This is a genomic window from Kribbella sp. NPDC026611 (assembly GCF_040638345.1).
Classification (GTDB): domain Bacteria; phylum Actinomycetota; class Actinomycetes; order Propionibacteriales; family Kribbellaceae; genus Kribbella.
Map to the genome: position 1 here is coordinate 432,292 of NZ_JBEZYC010000002.1, position 19,526 is coordinate 451,817.

The following is a 19,526-nucleotide window of genomic DNA, read 5'->3' on the forward strand; positions in this document are numbered from 1 at the left end:
ACGCGGTCGCCCGGTCGACAGGCTTGAGACAACCCCGCAGGGAGCGGGACTCGAGTATGGAGGAGTCATCATGGGCAAGGTTGCGTCAGCGATGTCGATGTCGCTGGACGGTTTCGTCACCGGGCCGAACGACAGCCGGGAGCACCCGCTCGGGGTGGGTGGCGAGGTGCTGCACGACTGGCTGGGGCCGGCGGCGACCGCCGAGGACAAGGAAGTGCTGCAGGAGATGGTGGCCGGCGCCGGGGCGATCCTGATGGGGCGGCGTTCGTACGACTTCTGCGTCGGCGAGGGCGGCTGGGGCGACGGTGGTCCGGCCGGTGACCTGCCGTGCTTCGTCCTCACCCACGAGCCGCCCGCGGAGGCACCGAAGGTCTTCACCTTCGTGACCGACGGCATCGAGAGCGCCGTCGCCCAGGCCAAGGCCGTCGCCGGGGACCTCACGGTCGGCATCCACGGCGCCACCGCGGCCCAGCAGGCGCTCGCCGCCGGCCTCCTCGACGAACTCCAGGTTCACCTGGTCCCGGTGCTGCTCGGCGACGGCGTCCGCTTGTTCGACCTGCTCGGCGGTGCTCCGGTCAACCTCACCCGCGACCGCGTCGTCGAATCCTCCAACGGCGTCACCCACCTCCGCTACCACGTCGACCCCCGCTGAGACAGCATGCGAGGTGGTTTCATGGTCGGGTGGAGCAGGAGCCGGAGGAGCTGCTCGAGGTCGGGAGCCCGAGACGCGTCTGGCGGATTGCCGTCGGCGGTCTCGGGCTGCTGGTGGCCGGGCTGATCGGCTTTCGGCTGGTGTCGGCTTCCGATCACCAGCCGAGCCCACCGCCGACCGAGGCGATCAGCGTGGCACCAGCCGGTCCCACGTGGTCGATGGGGACCGGGAGTTGCGGGACAGAGGTGCAGCTGCCGATCGTGGCCAGCGAACCGCCCAGGGAGAGCACCGGGCTTCAGGTGCTCGTCGGTGGCGAGCGGCTGCGGGTCGTCGACTTCGACAGCGGGCGAGCGACCGCGCTGGCCACCGAGGTGGTGAAGCCGGGTGAGTACGCCGCTGTGCTCGCCGGCGACCCGGTGACGGCGTACGCGACCACGCGGTCCTGCGACGAGACCGCCCACTACGCGATGCTCCGGATCAGCGTCGACCGTCACGTCAGCCTGGTCCGCTCGCTCGGTCCGAACGAATCCCTGCTGACCGACGCCAACCACGTCTGGATCGTGGCGTTCGCCGCCGACGTCGAGCACCCCTACGCGACCATCACGCCGGCCAGCGGCGGCAAGCGGGTCCAGCTGCCGCTCGGCTTCTACCCGTCCGCGATCGTCGGCACCACCGTTACCGGGATGATGCAGTCCGACCCGACCGGGCCGCCGACTGCGCTCGCTCTCGTGGACGCGCGGACCGGTCGTCTCCTGGGCCGTCTCGACGACCAGGTCTCGCCGCTCGCGGCCGGCGCGGGTCAGGTCGTCTGGACCGCCTCCTGCCAGGAAGGTCCGTGCCTGCTGCACCACCGCGCGATCAGCGGCGGCCCGATCGGCAAGAAGATCCTCCCCAACCCGGTCTGCTGCGGCGTCGTCAGCCCGGACGGCAAGAAGGTCGCCCTCGTCGTCCAGGGCGCCTCGGCCGCGCAGGTCGCCGTACTGCATTTCGACACCGGCCTGCTGGACGTCGTACCCGATGTCGAGCTGCCTGCGAAGTCGCAGCCCGGTTTGGCCTTCAGCCCCGACGGCGATTGGCTGGTGATCGCGCTCGATGCGGGCTCGCGGACCCGCCTGCTCGCCTGGCGGTCGGACCTGCCGCAGCCCTACGAGACCACCGCGCTGGAAGGGTCCGTCGAGGATCCGCCGACGCTGGTGGTCACCAGTCGCTGACCGCACCCGTCCTGTTCCTCTGCGTGACACGATTGTTCATCTCCCGAACATCTGGCTGCGGCTGTCGGCTCACACGATGAGTGATGGCCCGGACCGGGCCCCATCCTGTGAGGGAGAAATCGTGAAACGGAAGCGCATCGCAGCCGTGCTGACGGCTGCGGCGGTCGTCCTCGCTTCGGCCACCGCGATCACCGGCACCACGGTCGACGCACAAGCAGCGCCAACATCCCAGGCCGCTGCCGTGCCGGTGTTCGACCACATCGTGCTGGTGATGTTCGAGAACCACGCGTACTCGCAGATCAGCGGCAGCTCCAGTGCCCCGACGTTCAACAGCCTGGCCGGCCAGGGCGCCAAGTTCAGCCAGGCGTACGGCGTCACCCACCCCAGCGAACCCAACTACCTGGCGATCTTCTCGGGCAAGACCCAGGGCGTCACCGACGACAGCTGCCCGCACACCTACAGCGGCAGCAACCTCGGCAGCCAGCTGATCGCCGCCGGCAAGACCTTCAAGGGCTACTCCGAGAGCATGCCGTCCGACGGCTACACCGGCTGCTCGAGCGGCGAGTACCGGCGCAAGCACAACGGCTGGGTCAACTTCACCAACGTGCCGGCCACCAGCAACCTGCGGTACTCCGTCTTCCCGAGCTCGGCCAACTACGCGAGCCTGCCGACCGTGTCGTTCGTGACGCCGAACATGTGCAACGACATGCACGACTGCTCGGTCGGCACCGGTGACACCTGGCTGAAGAACAACCTGACCGCCTACGCGACCTGGGCGAAGACGCACAACAGCCTGTTGATCATCACCTTCGACGAGGACAACGGCGGGTCGTCCAACCACATCTTCACCGCGTTCGTCGGCGCGCACACCCAGGTCGGCACCTTCTCCAACCAGATCAACCACTACAACGTCCTGAGCACCGTCGAGAGCTCCTACGGGCTGACGCACCTGAACTCGGCCGCCGAGATCACCAACGTCTGGAACTGAACCTCCCCGCTCGCGGGCACGGCTCCGGCCGTGCCCGCGAGCTCCCCCAGCCTCGGAGCCCTCGGAGGTGACTCTCGTGTACCTGTCCACGATCGACCGTCCGCATGACGCGAAGCCGTCCCGCGGGCGCGCCCTGTTCCTGCTCAGCGGCAACGTGTTCGCGCTCGGCGCGGTCAGCCTGGTCACCGACATCTCGTCGGAGATGGTGACCGCGGTCCTGCCCGTCTACCTGATGATCGGCCTGCACCTCAGCCCGGCCGCGTACGGCGTCGTCGACGGCACCTACACGGGCGCGACCGCGCTGCTGCGGCTCGTCGGCGGGTACGTCGCGGACCGCACCCACCAGCGCAAGTTCGTCGCCGGTCTTGGCTACGGTCTGTCCGCGGTCGCGAAGCTCGGCCTGCTCGCCGCGGGCAGTGCCGTCGGCGCGATCGGCGCCGTGATCGCGGTCGACCGCACCGGCAAGGGTCTACGGACGGCACCGCGCGACGCGCTGATCACGCTTTCGACTCCCCCGCAGCTGTACGGCCGCGCGTTCGGCGTACACCGGATGATGGACACCGTCGGCGCGTTCGCCGGTCCGCTGGTCGCGCTCGCGATCCTCGGCGCGACGGCCCAGGCGTACGACGCGGTGTTCGTCGCCAGCTTCTGCATCGCGACGTTCGGCGTACTGCTGCTGGTGCTCTTCGTCCGTGACCGCCGCGACGAACAGCCGAAGAAGACCGCGGTGGAACCCTCGCGGCTCAGCGACCTGCTGCGGATGGCGCCCGTACGGCGGCTCGTGCTCGCCGCATGCCTCGCCGGCCTCGTGACGATCGGCGACGGCTTCGTCTACCTGCTGCTGCAGCGACGCGAAGGGCTCAACCTGGCCTGGTTCCCACTGCTCGCCGTAGGCACCAACCTCTCCTACCTGCTGCTGGCCGCGCCGTTGGGAGTGCTGGCCGACAAGGTAGGCCGGTTGAAGGTGGTCATCGCCGGCTATCTCGCGCTGCTGCTCGTATACCTGCTGCTGTTCGGTCCGCTCGGTGGCTGGCCGCTGCTGGTCGTCGTGCTCGCGTTGTACGGCGTCTTCTACGCGTCCACCGATGGCGTACTGATGGCGCTGGCCGGGCCGGTGCTGCCGGAGAGCTTGCGCACGACAGGACTCGCGCTGATCCAGACCGGACAGGCCTTGTCCTACCTCGGATCGTCGGTCCTGTTCGGCGTGGCGTGGACCGTGTGGGGGCCGGCCAGCGCGAGCAGGGTCGCCGCTGGCCTGGTCGCCGTGGCCGTCGTCCTCGTCGGCGTGCTGCTCCGGGGAGTTGGTCGGAAGTGACCCGCCGGGTTCTGGTCGCGCTGCTCGGGGCCGTGGTCCTGGCTGCCGTCGCCGTGACGTACGGCGTGGTCGTCACCTCCCGCGGACACGTGGCCACCGCCAACGAGCTGAGCCTGGCGGCTGGTCCGCGCATCATGTTCCGCAGTACCGCACCGGACAGCAAGGGCCGTCTGGCGCTGGTTCCGAAGGACAACCCCGGCGGACCGCGGTCCGTGTCGGCGTTGAGCTGCCTGCGGGTCTACGCGGCCGGCGGCACCGGCACGTGTCTGCGACAGGACGGCGCGCTCACCACGTTCCAGATCGCGTTCCTGGACCAGAACCTGAACGTGACGAAGGCGATCCCGCTGGTCGGCGTACCGAACCGCACGCGCGTCTCCGCGGACGGCCGGCTCGCGGGCTGGACGGTGTTCGTGGCGGGCGACTCGTACAACCACGGCCGGTTCTCCACGCGGTCCGGGCTCATTGATCTGCAGACGTCGGACATGATCGACTCGCTCGAATTCCTCAAGGTGACGCTGGACGGCCGCGCGTACACGGCTCCGGACCTCAACTTCTGGGGGATCACCTTCGCGGACGACGACCACTTCTACGCGACGATGTCGACCGCCGGTCGCCGCTATCTCGTTGCCGGAGACATCGCGGCCAAGTCGGTCCGGACCATTGCGCAGAACATCGAGTGCCCGTCGCTCTCCCCCGACGGCAAGCGGATCGCGTTCAAGGCGGCAATCGGCAACGACCCGGCGAAGGGCTGGCGGCTGTCCGTCCTCGACCTGGCGAGCGGCACCCGCACCCCGCTGGCCGAGACCCGCAGCGTCGACGACCAGCCGGCCTGGCTGAACGCTCGGACCATCGGGTACGCCGTACCGCACGGCAAGGGCGACGCGGACGTCTGGGCAGTGCCTGCCGACGGTTCGGGCAGTCCCCGGCTACTGATCCCTCACGCTGAGTCACCAGCCGCACTCGGTTAGTAAGGTGCTTCAAACTTGTCGGTGGACGCGCGTAGTCTCGGGCCTGGTTATCCGTGCGCGAGGGGGGACCCCACCGTGAGCCAACCGGCCGTCAACAACTCCGACCTACCCGAGTACCCCGACAACATCGATGCCGCGGTGCTGAAGATCGCCGGCGTCGTGGTGCTCGGCGCCATCATGTCGATCCTCGACATCACGGTGGTCAACGTCGCCCTGCCCACCTTCCAGGACGAGTTCGGGACACCGCAGAGCCCGATCGCCTACTCCACCGTCGCCTGGACGGTGACGGCGTACACGCTGGCGCTCGCGACCGTGATCCCGCTGACCGGGTGGGCCGCCGACCGGTTCGGCACCAAGCGGCTCTACATGACTGCGATCTTCCTCTTCACCGCCGGGTCCGCGCTGTGCGCGACCGCGACCAGCATCGACATGCTGATCGGCTTCCGGGTCCTGCAGGGCCTGGGCGGCGGCATGCTGATGCCGCTCGGGATGACGATCATGACCCGGGCCGCCGGGCCGCACCGGATGGGCCGGCTGATGGCGATCCTCGGCGTGCCGATGCTGCTCGGCCCGATCCTGGGCCCGATCCTCGGCGGCTGGCTGATCCAGGCCGCGAGCTGGCACTGGATCTTCCTCATCAACGTGCCGCTCGGCGTGATCGCACTGATCTACGCCCGGCTGGCGCTGGAGAAGGACCACGCGCAGAAGTCGGAGTCGCTCGACTATCTGGGCGTCGCGTTGATGTCGCCCGGCCTCGCGCTGTTCCTGTTCGGGGTGTCGTCGCTGCCCGCCAAGGGCGGCGACTTCGGCGCGCCCCGGGTCTGGGTCTCGATGCTGCTCGGTGTGCTGCTGATGGGCGCGTTCGTCTGGCACTCGTTCCGGCCGAAGCACCCGCTGCTCGACCTCCGGCTGTTCCGCGACCGGAACCTGACGGTCTCGATCATCACGATGTTCCTGTTCGCGGCCGCGTTCTTCGGCGGGCTGCTGCTGGTGCCGACGTACTTCCAGCAGATCCGCGGCGAGTCGACGCTGCACGCGGGCCTGCTGGTGGCACCGCAGGGGCTCGGCGCGATGGTGACCATGCCGATCGCCGGCCGGCTGGTGGACAAGATCCCGGTCGGGCGGATCGTGCCGTTCGGGATCGCCGGGATCGTGATCGGCATGTTCGGGCTGACCCAGATCACGGCCACCACGTCGTACGGCCTGATCATCGCGATGCTGGTCGTGATGGGCTTCGGGATGGGCGGCACGATGATGCCGCTGTTCACCTCCGCGCTGCGGACGCTGTCCAGGGCCGAGGTCGCCCGCGGTTCGACACTGCTCAACATCAGTCAGCAGATCGCGTCGTCCTGTGGCGTGGCGACGATGTCGGTCGTGCTCACCAACCAGCTCAACAACTCGCCGGTCATCCCGGGGACGCAGAACATCCCCGGGCTGGGCTCGGGTCTGCGCGAGACGCAGGCGGCGATCCTGTCCAACACCCGCCCGGAGAATGTCGCCCCACTCCACCTCGACCCCGCGGCCATCGCTCGTGGGCTCGTCGACGCGGCGACGGCGTTCGCGCACACCTACTGGGTCGCGTGGGTGCTGGTCCTGCTCACGCTGGTGCCGGCCTTCCTGCTGCCGCGCAAACGGTCCGACACGCGGACCGGCGAAACCGCACCACCCGCCGTGGTCGACTGAAGGGCATGACGTCGAAGGATCTCGAGCGAACCGGCTTCCAGGAGCAGGCGCCGTACGACGCGTCGATCGACCTGCGCACCGACTTCGTGATGGTCTACGGGCTGAACGACACGACGCCGGAGCGGATCGCGCGGTGGCGGCAGGCCGGGTACCGGGTGCACCTGATGACCGGGATCTCCTGGGGGACGTACCAGGACTATCTGGACGGGCGGTGGGACGGCTCGGACCACTGGGCCGACGCGCAGACGGCCGGTGACGGGTCGCCGATCCTGCACGGGTCGAGCACGGACATCCCGTACATGGTTCCGACCTTCCGCTTCACGGAGTACCTTGTCGAGAAGCTGCGGCCGATCATCTCGCTGGGTGTGGAAGGCATCCATCTGGAGGAGCCGGAGTTCTGGGCGCGGGCCGGCTACTCCGAGTCCTTCAAGCGGGAGTGGCAGGCGTACTTCGGCGAGCCGTGGCAGCCGCCGCACAGCACCGCCGAGGCGCACTTCCGCTCCGGACAGCTCAAGCAGCACCTGCTCTCGCGCAGCCTCGACCGGGTCACGTCGGTGCTGCGCGACGAGGCCCTGCAGCAAGGCCGGCAGGTCCGGTTCTACGTGCCGACGCACAGCCTGCTGAACTACACGCAGTGGCAGATCATCAGTCCCGAGTCCCGGCTGCGGACGCTGCCCTCGATCGACGGCGCGATCGCGCAGGTGTGGACCGGTACGTCGCGGACGCCGAACGTGTACGCCGGGAAGGTCGCGGAGCGGACGTTCGAGACGGCGTACCTGGAGTACGGCATCGCGCAGGACCTGACCCGCGGGACCGATCGGCGGATGTGGTTCCTGCACGACCCGATCGAGGACCACCCGGACCGGACCTGGGAGGACTACCTGGCCAACTGGCAGCGCACGCTCATTGCGTCGCTCCTGCACCCGGGCGTCGCGCGGTACGAGGTGGCGCCCTGGCCGCACCGGATCTTCAACCGGCCTTATCTGCGGGAGGGGTCCGGCGAGCGGGAACCGATCCCGGCGGACACGGCGACGAGTTACTTGATCGCGATGAACAGCCTGCGGGATCTCGATCAGCCGGACGTGCGGTGGGCTCACGACGGACCGCGGATCGGTGTCGCGCTGTCGGACACCGCGATGTTCCAGCGGTGGTCGCCCGGGGGTGAGAGCGGCCACTACGACGGTTTGCAGGACGCCCTGGCGTTGGAGGGCCGCGAGCAGCTGCACTTCTCCGACTTCTACGGGCTGGCGTTGCCACCGTTGTGCGAGGGGCAGCGCGTGTCTCCGGTGCAGCTGGAGAACGTGCTGGACGCTCCGGATGCGCTGGACGACATCGACGTACTCGTCCTGAGCTACGAGTTCCAGAAGCCGCTGGCGCCGGGGATCCACTACGCGCTCGCCGGGTGGGTGAGCCGCGGCGGCAGCCTGCTGTACGTCGGTGACGGCGCCGACCCCTATCACTCGATCCGCTCCTGGTGGACCGGTCGGTACGCCACCTGCGCCGACCACCTGGCCGAGGCGCTCGGCGCGAACCCGACCGTGGACGGCATCCAGGCGGTCGGCAACGGCCGGGTTCGCTTCCTCCCAACTCGCCCAGCCGACTTCACCAAGTCACCGGACGAACTGGTCGCCGCGATCCGCTCGCTGGCCGAGGCCGCCGGCCACAGCTGGCAGTCCACGAACTGGCTGTCCGTCCAGCGCGGCCCCTACCTCATCGGCGCCGTCCTGGAAGAGGCCGGTGGCACCCACTCCGTCGAGGGCACGTACCTCGACCTCCTCGACCCGCACCTCCCCATTGTCCGGCAGCGCGTCTTGGGCCCCGGCCAGCTGACCTGGCTCCGCGACCTCACCTACGACGAGGAGCCGCTGCTGGCCTCCGCGGGCCGCGTCGTGGACTGGCAGCAGGACGACAACAGGATCGCCTTCACCTGCGAAGCTCCGCGTGGCGTCGAAGTCACCACCGCCATCCGAGTGCGCACCGAGCCAACCACAGTGCAGGTAGACGGCACGGCGATCACCGACCACCGCTACCAAGACGGCATCCTCTGGCTCCGCCACCCCGGCGTACCGTCCGGCACGCAGCTCGAGATCCAGCTCACCTGACGAAAGGCGGCACCATGGAATCGTCCGATCATTTCAAGACCGACTCCTCGCAGCAGCCGGCGGCGCCCGGGCGGTTCTTTCACGTTGACGACATCAAGCCGGTCGAGTACGTCGCGGGGCTGTCGTTCCGGCCCGTGCTCGGCGAGCAGACGCTGACGAACTTCGTGCACTACGAGCCGAACACCGAGGCGCCGCTGCACAACCACGTCGAGGAGCAGGTCGTCGTGGTCCTCGAAGGCGAGCTCGAGTTCGAGATCGACGGCGAGATCCGGACGATGCGGCCGGGTGACGTCGCGGTGATCCCGCCGTGGGTGCCGCACCGGGCGCGGACGTACGACGGGACGTGCACGCAAATCGACTTCTTCAACCCGCCGCGGAACAACCTGGTGGAGTACGCGCGGACGGCCCGGGACGCGGTCGGCGAGATCGCCGGGAGCTGACCGTGCGGAGCATCGTCGTACGGCAGTTCGGTGGGGCGGACGTGCTGCAGGTCGAGGAGGTCGCCGACCCACAGCCGGGGGCCGGCGAGGTGGTGGTCCGGATCGAGGCGGCGGGGGTCAACCCGGCCGACACCTACATCCGGACCGGGGAGTATGCGTTCTTCAAACCGGCTGTGCCCTACACGCCCGGGTTCGACGGCGCCGGCGTGGTGGAGTCGGTCGGGTCCGACGTGACCGGGTGCGCGATTGGTGACCGGGTATTCGTCGCGACGCTCGGGCCCACCGGGTCGGGCACGTACGCGGAGCGGGTGGTGTGTGCGGAGGACGCCGTACATCCGCTGCCCGACGAGCTCTCGTTTGCCGAGGGTGCCGCGATCGGTGTGCCGTGGCTGACGGCGTACCGGGCGCTGTTCCAGCGGGGTGGGCTGCAGGCCGGCGAGGTCGTGCTCGTGCATGGAGCGAGTGGCGGCGTCGGGCTGCCGGCGGTGCAGATGGCACGCCGGGCGGGCGCTGTCGTCATCGGGACCGCGGGCACCGAGGCAGGCCAGGACCTGGTGCGGTCAGTCGGAGCGCAGCACGTGCTCGGGCACGGCGCACTGGACGACATTGCGTCGCTGACCGACGGCCAAGGGGTCGACCTGGTCGTCGAGATGCGGGCCGAGCTCAACCTGGAGGCCGACACCGGCGTCCTCGCTCCGCGCGGCCGGATCGTGGTCGTCGGCAGCCGCGGCTCGCTGCCGTTCACTCCTCGGGCCCTGATGTTCCACGAAGCAGACGTCCGCGGTACGGCGTTGTGGAACATGAGCCCGGGCGAGCGCACAGACGGCTGGTCCGCGATCCAGCGCTTCCTCGCCGACGGCCACCTCACGGCCCCGATCGGCGCGGTCTTCCCGTTGGAGGACGCCCGACTGGCCCACGAGCACGTGCTCAACCACCCGGCCACCGGCAAGTGCATCCTCGACTGCCGCTGATTCCCCCCAACTGCGAGGAGCAGGCCCACAACTGGTACACAAGGGTGCGTGAGTTCCACGGACACCGCGGCCAAGGCACGGCCGGCTTGGTACCGGCGGGCATGGACCGCGTTGTCGATCCTGATCCTGGTCGCCGTCGTCGAGTACGTCGTCCTTCCCAAGCTCGCGATCGCCCGGCAGTCGCTGGACCGGGTCGGTCATCTGAACCCGATCTGGGTGGTCGTCGCCATCCTGCTCGAGGCCGCGAGCCTGGTCTGCTACTCGTTCTTCACCCGGGCCCTGCTCGGCCGCGGCCACCTGCCATACTCCTGGATCCTCCGGTCCGACGTCACCGGGTACGGCGTGAGCCACGTCGTACCCGGTGGTGCCGCGACCGCGAGCGCGCTCCGCTTCCGGCTGTTCGTGGCCGGCGGCGCGCAGCCGACCAATGTGACCGCGACCGTCACCGCCGAGGCGATCGGGTCGCCGCTCGCGCTGGTGTTCCTCGCCTGGCTGACGTCGATCCCCGCGGTCGTGTCCCGCGACGCGACTCCGGCGTACCTGACCGGCTTCCTGATCGGCCTGGCCGTCATCGCCTGCGGCATCCTCGCCGGCGGTTCCCGGTCGACCGTCGAGCGGTACGCCGCCCGCCTGGTCCGTCTCGTCGTCCGGTACCTCCCGCAGCGGACCCGGCCCTGGTTCGAGGACCTCGCGCGCCGCTTCCGTGACCTGCTGCGCGACCACGAGGTCAGGAAGGCCTTCCTCATCTGGGCCACGCTCAACTGGGTGCTCGACGCCGCCGTGCTCTGGACCTTCCTGGCCGCCTTCTACCAGCCGGTCAACCCGGTCCCGCTGCTGCTCGCGTACTGCGCCGCCAACCTGGCCGCCGTCATACCGCTCACCCCCGGCGGCATCGGGGTGGTCGAGGGGATCGCGATCTCCACGCTGCTCGGGTACGGCATCCCCGGCCAGAGCGCCGTACTCGCGGTCCTCGCCTGGCGGCTGATCCAGTTCTGGCTGCCGGTGCCGGTGGCGGGCCTGTGCTATCTGAGCCTGCACGCCCAGAACGGCTTCTTCGGTGGGCGACGGACAGCCGCCAGCCCCTGATCATTCACCTGCACCTGCCAGCCTCTGCTGAGCCTCTGGTCAGCGCAGTGACCTAGGGTGGCGGCATGGCGAGCAGTGTCTATGTCGCGTCCGTCGAGGGCTCGACCGGCAAGTCCACGGTCGCGCTCGGCGTCCTCCAGCAGCTGTCCCGACGGGTGCAGCGGGTAGCGGTCTTCAGGCCGATCGTTCGGCGGGACGCGGCGGCGCACGGCGGCCGTGACTACGTGCTGGACCTGCTGACCGCGCACGACGCGGTCGAGCTGGCGTACGAGGACTGCGTCGGGGTCACGTACGACGAGGTGCACGCCGATCCGGACGCCGCGCTCGACGTGATCGTGCAGCGGTACCACCGGGTCGCCGAGCAGGCGGACGCGGTGGTCGTGGTCGGCAGCGACTACACCGACGTCGGGACGCCGACCGAGTTCTCGTACAACGCGCGGATCGCGGCCAACCTGGGGACGCCGGTGCTGCTGGTGCTCAACGGGTTCCGGCGCAGCCCGCGGGACCTGCGCGCGATCGCGGACATGGCCGTTGGTGAGCTCCTGGCGAACCACGGTTCGCTCGCGGCGCTGGTCGCGAACCGCGTCACCGACTCCCTGGACGAAGCAGTCACCGCCCTCACCGGAGTCGGCGCAAGCCCCGGCGGCTCCCGGGGCTTCGCCCCTGCCTTCGCGCTCCCCGAGGAGCCGCTGCTGACACAGCCGACCGTGGCGGACCTGATGGCTCCGATCGACGGCCGCCTGCTGTCCGGCGACCCCACCCTGCTGACCCGCGAAGTGACCGGTCTGCTCGTTGCCGGGATGACGATGCCGAACGTGCTCGACCGGCTCTTCGACGGCGCGGCCGTGGTAACAGCCGGCGACCGGCCCGAGGTCGTGCTCGGCGTGCTGACCGCGCACGCCTCGCTCGGCTTCCCGCAGATCTCGGCGATCGTGCTCAACGGCGGTTTCACCCTGCCTCCACAGATCCAGCGGCTGCTCGACGGCGTCGGCGCGACGCTGCCGATCCTGGAGACCGGCCTCGACACGCAGGCAACGTCGGCCGCGCTGACCGCCGTCCGCGGCCGGCTCACCAGTGACTCGCCGCGCAAGATCGACGCCGCCCTCGCGCTGGTCGACAAGTACGTCGACGGCGAGGCGCTGCTCGACCAGCTCGAGGTGGCGCGCAGCAGCGCGGTCACGCCGCTGATGTTCGAGCACCAGCTGATCGACCAAGCCGTTGCCGACCGCAAGCACATCGTGCTGCCGGAAGGCACCGAGGAGCGGATCCTGCGCGCCGCCGACGTCCTGCTCCGCCGTGGCGTGGCCGAACTGACGCTGCTCGGCAGCCCGGTGACGATCAGCGCGAAGGCCGCCGCCGTCGGCGTCGACGTCTCCGCCGCTCGCGTCATCGACCCCGAGCACGACGAGCTCGCCGAACAGCTCGCCGCCGAGCTGCACCGGCTCCGGCAGCACCGTGGCGTCGACCTCGACCGGGCCCGTGAGCTCGTCAAGGACGTCTCGTACTTCGGCACGATGATGGTGCAGCTCGGACTCGCCGACGGGATGGTGTCGGGCGCCGTGCACACGACCGCGCACACCATCCGGCCGGCGCTCGAGGTGGTCAAGACCGTACCCGGCGTGTCCGTCGTCTCGTCGGTCTTCTTCATGTGCCTGCCGAACCAGGTCCTGGTGTACGGCGACTGCGCGGTGAACCCGGACCCGACCGTGGAGCAGCTCGCGGACATCGCGATCTCGTCGGCGACCACCGCGGCGGCCTTCGGGGTCGAGCCGCGGGTGGCGATGCTGTCGTACTCGACCGGCTCGTCCGGGTCCGGGACCGACGTCGAAAAGGTGACCAAGGCAACGGCTATCGTCCGGGACCGGGTGCCGGACCTGCCGGTCGAGGGCCCGATCCAGTACGACGCGGCGATCGACGAAGCCGTGGCGCGGACGAAACTGCCGGACTCGCCGGTGGCCGGCCGGGCCACCGTCTTCATCTTCCCGGACCTGAACACCGGCAACAACACGTACAAGGCCGTGCAGCGGTCGGCGAACGCGGTGGCGGTCGGGCCGGTGCTGCAAGGTCTGCGGAAGCCGGGGAATGACCTGTCCCGCGGGGCGACCGTGCGGGACATCATCAACACGGTCGCGATCACCGCGGTCCAGGCACAGCAGGGTGGCCGATGAGCAACCATGTCCTGGTCATCAACGCCGGCTCGTCGTCCTTGAAGTACAGCCTGATCGACGCCACGACCGGCGAGGCCGCCGCGTCCGGGCTGGCCGAGCGGATCGGTGAGGACGAAGGGCGGCTGGTCCATCGCGGGCCGGACGGCGAGACCTCGACGGAGAAGGCGATCCCGTCGCACGAGGACGCGCTGCGTCGGGTGATCGACGCCTTCGAGTCGCACGGTCCGGCGCTGTCCGAGGTGGACATCGCGGCCGTCGGGCACCGGGTGGTGCACGGTGGCGCGAAGTTCGGCGTACCGGCGCTGATCGACGACGCGCTGATCGCGGAGGTCGAGGAGCTGGTGCCGCTCGCGCCGCTGCACAACCCGGCGAACCTCGAAGGCATCCGGGTGGCGCGGCAACTGTTTCCCGACCTGCCGCAGGTTGCGGTGTTCGACACCGCGTTCCACCAGACGCTGCCGGAGCACGCGTACACCTACGCGGTCCCGGCGGCCTGGCAGGAGCAGGGCATCCGCCGGTACGGATTCCACGGCACGTCGCACGCCTTCGTCTCGCACGAGGCGGCCCGGCTCCTGGGTCGCGATCCTGCCGAGGTGAACGTGATCGTGCTGCACCTCGGCAACGGGTGCTCGATCTCGGCCGTCCAGGGCGGCCGCTCGGTCGAAACGTCCATGGGACTCACGCCGCTGGAGGGTTTGGTGATGGGCACCCGTTCGGGCGACCTCGACCCGGCGATTCCGGCGTACGTCCACCGCGAGCTCGGCCTTTCCGTCGACGAGATCGACTATGCCCTCAACCACGACTCGGGCCTGAAAGGCCTCAGCGGACACAACGACTTCCGCGAGCTGACCCGCCTGCGCGCTGCCGGCGACGAGCGTGCCGCACTCGCCTTCGACGTCTACTGCCACCGCATCCGCAAGTACGTCGGCGCCTACTACGCCGTCCTCGGCACCGTCGACGCCATCGTCTTCACCGCCGGCGTCGGCGAGCACTCCCCCGACGCACGCGCCACCTCGCTGGCGGGCCTGAACCGCCTGGGCATCACCATCGACCCCACCCGCAACGCAGCCTCCGCCCGCACCATCTCCCCCGACGACGCCGAGGTAGCCGTCCTCGTCATCCCCACCAACGAAGAGTGGCAAATAGCCCGCGAAACCATCACCGTGCTGAGAAGTTGACAACCGGAGGTGATGTTCGCGCGTCCTTGTCGTGTGTTGGCGGCGGAGACCCGCTGACCTCGACCAAAGGACTCGTAGCTGATGTCAGTTCTGCCTCGTGCACTTCTGTCGATTGTTGCTTCTGGTGGGCTTGTTGCGGCGGCTCCGCTCGCAGCCACCGCCGGTGGTACTGCGTTCGGCGGGCTGCGGCTCGACCCGGTCGGCCGTGGCCTGTTCCTCGCCAACCTCGACGACGACTCCGGCCGCTGTCAGGCCCCGGCGAAGAAGATTGCCGCCGCTGCGGTCGATCGGGAGGCGGCCAACGACGAGGCGTTCCAGAAGCGTAAGGAGGAGTTGGACAAGGAACCGGACCGGGAGAAGGCGGAGCGCGAGTACCAGGAGCTGGTCCGCGCGCACCAGAAGCACCAGAACCTGGCCGATCGTGAGCTTGCCGCCTGCAACGATGCCGCGGACAACGTGGTGAACGGCGCCGCCGACGAGCGCGATCTGGCCCGGATCCGCACGATGCCCTGGGCAACCGCTCCGCACGATGCCGTCGGCACGCTCAGCGTATCGGTGCCCGACCGGGTCCATCTGTTTGTCAAACGCACCACTTGGGAGCCAGCCACCCGCCTCAGCGCGCAGGAGCTGCGCCACGGCGCCGAGCTCGGCATCGAGGGCCGTGACGTCATTCGCGACTCCGCAGTCTGGGACGGTACGGCGAAGGTTACGCTCACAGTCGCCGGTGCGGGCTCGAGCACGGTCACGATGCGCGAGGCGCCGGTCCTGACCCAGCTGAACACCCAGCGGCTGCAGCAGGTGCTGACGGCAGCCACCGGTGATGAAGATGCCGAGGGCAAGCAATGGCGGGCGGACGCGGAGAAGCTGATCAAGTCCACCGGCGCACCGGGTGGGCTCCGGCGGCTCGACCAGAGCGGTGACGAGTGGACGCAGGACATCTTCGAGCCGGCGTACACCTCGATGCCTGGACCCGACGGACGACCGCAGGGCATGAAGGTGCTGATCGGATCGGCGAACGACGACCGTCGGGTCGCATCCCGGGTGATCTTCACCGAGTTGGCCGGGCCGGGCGTCGCGGCCGTGCACGTCGAGCACGTGCCGTCGCCGGACGAGAACAGCAGCTACGACTCGATGGGGAACCTGGAGACGATCCCGGCCACTCCGCAGTACCCGAACGGCCGGATCGTCATCGGTGGTGACGGTACGCCCGCGCACGGGCCGGCGCCCGAGATGCTGACGCTGCTGAAGTCACAGGGTGTGCAGGACCCGATCTCGGTCGACACGTCGTGGCTGACGATCGGGCACGTCGACGAGTTCATCCAGTTCGTCCCGGTGCCGGGGAGCCGGCTCGGCTGGCGTGCGGTGGTCGCGGACCCGACGGCAGGCTTGAAGATCCTCGACCAGGTACGGCGTACCGGCCACGGCGCCGACAAACTGCACGGGAATCTGCCACCGCTCGAATGGCCGTACGACGAGCGGATCGACCAGCGGAGCGTGAACGAGTTCCTCGCCGACAAACAGTTCGTCGGGACCAACGAGCAGGCGGCGGCGAAGATCTCCGCGAACCTCGCCGTACTGAAGGCCAGGGGCGGGCTGAAGGCCGCGGACGTCGTTCGGGTCCCGGCGCTGTACACGGCCCGGTCGCTGGACTGGGCGATCCTCGAGACCGAGGTCAACTCGCTGCCGGCCGGGCCGGAGCGCGACGCGAAGCAGGCGCAACTCGACGCACTGCGCGAGGGCGTTGCCGAGGTCCCCGGGACAGTGAACGGACTCGTGCTGAACCCCGGTCACTACCTGGCGCCGACGCCGTACGGACCTGTTGTCGGGGGCAAAGACCTGTTCGCGGCGGCGATCGACAAGGCGCTCGGCCGCATCGGTTACCAGGTCACGTATGTGAGCGACCTGATCAGCACGCACGTCTCCGAGGGCGAGCTGCACTGCGCTACCAACACCCTCAGAGACTCTCTCAGCAACCGGTGGTGGACGAGCTGACCCGGCTGCTGTGGGACTCGAGGACCTGACGGAGGGCCGCCGCGATCTGACCGTCTCCACGGGCTTCTGACTTGGCGATCGCGTCGAGGAGGATCCGGCGGCCCGCGTCGTAGTTGCCTGAGGCAATGGCGAGGTCCGCCTCCGCGGCGCGGAGGTGGACCTCGACGGCACGGGGTGGATCCTCGAACCAGGCGTTCACGTCACCGATGAGCTCGGCGGCGTCTTCCAGGCGGTCGCGGCGGACGGCGAGTCGGGCCAGGAGAGAGGTCGGCCAGGCCAGGTGGTAGTAGCTGGAGACGGCGCGGAAATTGTCGGCCGCCCGGCGGAGCAGCGCTTCGGCTTCATCCAGCTCCTCCAGCTCCAGCTTGATCTCGCCGAGGATGGCCAGGTCGACGCCCTCCATCAGGCTGCCAGGCACGCTCAGCTGCAGGATCTGCTCGAAGCGGACCTGCGCTGCGACATAGTCCTGCTGATCCGTGTGGGCCGATGCCAGGGTCCGCAGCACGATCGAACGGGTCGACTCCGGACCACCCGGCCGGTCGACGATCGCCAGCGCCTGGTTGCCGTGCACCAAGGCGAGCTCGGGATCGCCACTCAACCGCGCCGCGTTGCTCAGCTCGATCAGCGCCCGCACCTGCAGGTACGGCGACTCCGCCCGGTTCGCGAGGTCGAGCAACCGCTCCCCCGCGACCAGGTCCTCCGCCGGGCTCCGGTGGTACGCCGGGGCGAGCGCGATCTCCGTCCGCACGAACAACTCGAACGGCCCGGTCACCTCCAACGCGTCGCGGATCGCCTCGAGCAGCTCGATCCGCGGCTCGACCAGCTCCTTGATCAGGTGGTACCCGTTCAGCCGCAGCCCCAGAATCCCGGCAAGCTCGGTCTCGCCCGCGTCCAGCGCCGCGTACGCCGCCGCCGTCACCAGCTGCCACGACCGCCCGAACCACACCGCGGCATCCTCGACGACCTCGCCCTCAGCGACCGGCAGCACCGGCTCGTCCGGAATCTCCAGATGCGACGCCAGCGTCATCCCGTGCTTCAGCTCCACATCTGCCAGCGCGGCCAACCGGTGGACCGTCGCCAGGTACCGCCTCCTCGGCGCATCGGGATCCGTCAACAACTCTGTCGCGTACTCACGCACCAGGTCGTGCATCTTGTAGTCCTGCCCGCCGACTAGCTCAACCAGTCCGAGCTCCACCAACCGCCCGAACGTCGTCGCGCCCGTCGCCTCGTCGCAGTCCAGCAACGGCGCCGCAACCCACGCCGGAAACTCCGTCACCCCGACCAGCGGCAGCCGCTCGAACACCAGCCGAGCCTCGGGATCGGCCAGCGCCAGCGTCCGATCCAGACTCGTCCGTACGGCGAGATCCCCCGCCACCATCGAGTCCAGCCCGACCATCGTCGGCAGGGCGTCGGCACCCGAGAACGCCAGCCGCGCCCCGACGATCCGCAACGCCAACGGCAACCCCGCGCAACCCGCCACGAGAGCGTCCACCTGATCGCCGAGCGACTGCCCGACCAGCCGGTTCAACAGCCCGCGACTCGTGTCCCGGTCCAAGGGCAACACCTGCCGATGCACCGCCTCGGTGGCGAGCGGCCGGCGCGACGTCAGGATCGCCGCACACCGAGCCCCGCGCGGCACCAACAACTCGACCTCATCGCCATCAGGTACGTCGTCCAGCACGACCAGCACGCTCCGCTCGGCCGTCTCCTCCTGAAAACGCCGCGCTCGCTCCTCGACGGAATCCGGAATGGCTGCCGGCACGACCCCCAGCGATCGCAGCATCCGCCCGAGCAACGTCCGCGCCGGCACCGGCGTACCGCGCACGTCCTGCATCCGCGCGAACAGCTGACCGTCCGGGAACGCCTCCGCGACCAGATGCCCGATCCGCGTCCCGGCCGCGGACTTCCCCACCCCGGCCGCGCCCCACAAGCAGTACACCGACGCCCGATCCCGGTCCGCCTTGAGCACCTCCACCGCTTCAGCCAGTACGTCGTCCCGGCCGACCAGCACCGAGATGTCGACCGGCAGCTCCCGCGGCGGATCGTCCGCCGGACTCGGACCGCGCAGGTCCTGGTCGTCACGCACGATCGCCTCGCGCAAGCGCCGTACCGCGGGCGCCGGATCGAGCCCGAACTCGTCGGCGAGCCGCTGCGCCAGGTCGTCGTACGCCGTCAAGGCCGCCGCCTTCCGGTCAGCGCGGTACAGGGCGGTCATCCACGCGATCACCAGCCGCTCCCGCAGCGGATCCGCCGCGACCAGCTCGGCGAGCTCGTCCGCCAACGCCTCATGCCGCCCGGCGGCGAGGTCAGCGTCGATCCGCTCCTGCTCGGCCGTACGGCGTTCCTCGGCCAGACTCGCGCTGTACCGCTCCGGCAGCACGTCGGCCACCGCCGGCCCGCGCCAGAGGTCCAGCGCCGCCCGCAGCCGATCCGACCGCTCCACCGGATCGACCGTCCGCCGTCCCTCGGCCACCAACCGCCGGAACCGGAACGCGTCCACCGCCTCCGGTTCGACCACTACGGCGTACCCGTCCCGAGTCCCGTCGATCCGCACGCCCGCCTTCCGGAGCCGGGACACGTAGACCTGGACGGCGCCTCGGCCCTCGACCGTGCCCTCCGGCCAGACCAGGTCGACGAGCTCGTCGACCCCGACGACGTCATTTGCCCTCAGCAACAACGCGGCGAGGATCACCCGCTCCTGCCGGCGCCCGATCCGGATCTCGCGGTCGCCGTCCCAGATCTCGAACGTCCCCAGCAGCCTGAACTCCACCC

General features: G+C 69.7%; 14 protein-coding genes. 13 read left to right on the plus strand and 1 reads right to left on the minus strand.

Annotation, left to right across the window (positions count from 1 at the left end; all coding sequences use genetic code 11):
• Positions 1–70 precede the first annotated feature (70 nt).
• The 13 genes from AB0E69_RS08205 to AB0E69_RS08265 all read left to right on the plus strand — a co-directional run bounded on the left by AB0E69_RS08205 (position 71) and on the right by AB0E69_RS08265 (position 16,754).
• Positions 71–652 (plus strand): dihydrofolate reductase family protein, encoded by a 582-nt coding sequence (locus tag AB0E69_RS08205; RefSeq protein ID WP_360141597.1) that lies wholly within the window; start codon positions 71–73, stop codon positions 650–652.
• A gap of 29 nt (positions 653–681) precedes the next feature.
• Positions 682–1,863 (plus strand): hypothetical protein, encoded by a 1,182-nt coding sequence (locus tag AB0E69_RS08210; RefSeq protein WP_360141600.1) that lies wholly within the window; start codon positions 682–684, stop codon positions 1,861–1,863.
• A gap of 121 nt (positions 1,864–1,984) precedes the next feature.
• The gene (locus AB0E69_RS08215; protein ID WP_360141601.1) at positions 1,985–2,851 is read left to right on the plus strand and encodes an alkaline phosphatase family protein; all 867 of its coding nucleotides are present in this window, start codon (positions 1,985–1,987) and stop codon (positions 2,849–2,851) included.
• 76 nt (positions 2,852–2,927) lie between these two features.
• On the plus strand, positions 2,928–4,166 hold the full coding sequence (locus tag AB0E69_RS08220) for an MFS transporter (protein ID WP_360141603.1): 1,239 nt from the start codon (positions 2,928–2,930) through the stop codon (positions 4,164–4,166).
• The gene (locus AB0E69_RS08225) at positions 4,163–5,134 is read left to right on the plus strand and encodes a hypothetical protein (RefSeq protein WP_360141605.1); all 972 of its coding nucleotides are present in this window, start codon (positions 4,163–4,165) and stop codon (positions 5,132–5,134) included. Before AB0E69_RS08220 ends, AB0E69_RS08225 begins: the two co-directional genes overlap by 4 nt.
• 75 nt (positions 5,135–5,209) lie before the next feature.
• Positions 5,210–6,817: a DHA2 family efflux MFS transporter permease subunit gene (locus AB0E69_RS08230; RefSeq protein ID WP_360141607.1), complete on the plus strand. Its 1,608-nt coding sequence runs from the start codon at positions 5,210–5,212 to the stop codon at positions 6,815–6,817.
• A gap of 5 nt (positions 6,818–6,822) precedes the next feature.
• Complete coding sequence (locus AB0E69_RS08235) at positions 6,823–8,919, plus strand: hypothetical protein (protein ID WP_360141609.1); 2,097 nt, start codon at positions 6,823–6,825, stop codon at positions 8,917–8,919.
• 14 nt (positions 8,920–8,933) lie between these two features.
• Positions 8,934–9,359: a cupin domain-containing protein gene (locus tag AB0E69_RS08240; protein WP_360141611.1), complete on the plus strand. Its 426-nt coding sequence runs from the start codon at positions 8,934–8,936 to the stop codon at positions 9,357–9,359.
• A 2-nt stretch (positions 9,360–9,361) separates the two neighbouring features.
• Positions 9,362–10,330, plus strand: coding sequence for an NADPH:quinone reductase (locus tag AB0E69_RS08245; RefSeq protein WP_360141613.1), 969 nt, complete (start codon positions 9,362–9,364; stop codon positions 10,328–10,330).
• A gap of 48 nt (positions 10,331–10,378) precedes the next feature.
• Positions 10,379–11,416, plus strand: coding sequence for a YbhN family protein (locus AB0E69_RS08250; protein ID WP_360141615.1), 1,038 nt, complete (start codon positions 10,379–10,381; stop codon positions 11,414–11,416).
• Between the two features lie 65 nt (positions 11,417–11,481).
• Positions 11,482–13,584 carry a phosphate acetyltransferase gene (pta, locus tag AB0E69_RS08255; RefSeq protein WP_360141617.1) on the plus strand — a complete coding sequence of 701 codons (2,103 nt, stop codon included), beginning with the start codon at positions 11,482–11,484 and terminating at the stop codon, positions 13,582–13,584.
• On the plus strand, positions 13,581–14,762 hold the full coding sequence (locus AB0E69_RS08260) for an acetate kinase (RefSeq protein WP_360141619.1): 1,182 nt from the start codon (positions 13,581–13,583) through the stop codon (positions 14,760–14,762). The genes pta and AB0E69_RS08260 overlap by 4 nt, the downstream gene beginning before the upstream one ends.
• An 81-nt stretch (positions 14,763–14,843) precedes the next feature.
• Positions 14,844–16,754 (plus strand): protein-arginine deiminase family protein, encoded by a 1,911-nt coding sequence (locus tag AB0E69_RS08265; RefSeq protein ID WP_360141621.1) that lies wholly within the window; start codon positions 14,844–14,846, stop codon positions 16,752–16,754.
• Here AB0E69_RS08265 and AB0E69_RS08270 read toward each other — a convergent pair.
• Complete coding sequence (locus tag AB0E69_RS08270) at positions 16,729–19,524, minus strand: BTAD domain-containing putative transcriptional regulator (RefSeq protein ID WP_360141623.1); 2,796 nt, start codon at positions 19,522–19,524, stop codon at positions 16,729–16,731. The genes AB0E69_RS08265 and AB0E69_RS08270 overlap by 26 nt on opposite strands.
• Between the last annotated feature and the right edge of the window lie 2 nt (positions 19,525–19,526).

What these genes read in the sequence shown, in the direction of transcription:
- AB0E69_RS08205 (WP_360141597.1), top strand. Translation starts at nt 71, where the DNA reads ATGGGCAAGGTTGCGTCAGCGATGTCGATGTCGCTGGACGGTTTCGTC.
- AB0E69_RS08235 (WP_360141609.1), top strand. Translation starts at nt 6,823, where the DNA reads ATGACGTCGAAGGATCTCGAGCGAACCGGCTTCCAGGAGCAGGCGCCG.
- AB0E69_RS08240 (WP_360141611.1), top strand. Translation starts at nt 8,934, where the DNA reads ATGGAATCGTCCGATCATTTCAAGACCGACTCCTCGCAGCAGCCGGCG.
- pta (WP_360141617.1), top strand. Translation starts at nt 11,482, where the DNA reads ATGGCGAGCAGTGTCTATGTCGCGTCCGTCGAGGGCTCGACCGGCAAG.
- AB0E69_RS08260 (WP_360141619.1), top strand. Translation starts at nt 13,581, where the DNA reads ATGAGCAACCATGTCCTGGTCATCAACGCCGGCTCGTCGTCCTTGAAG.
- AB0E69_RS08265 (WP_360141621.1), top strand. Translation starts at nt 14,844, where the DNA reads ATGTCAGTTCTGCCTCGTGCACTTCTGTCGATTGTTGCTTCTGGTGGG.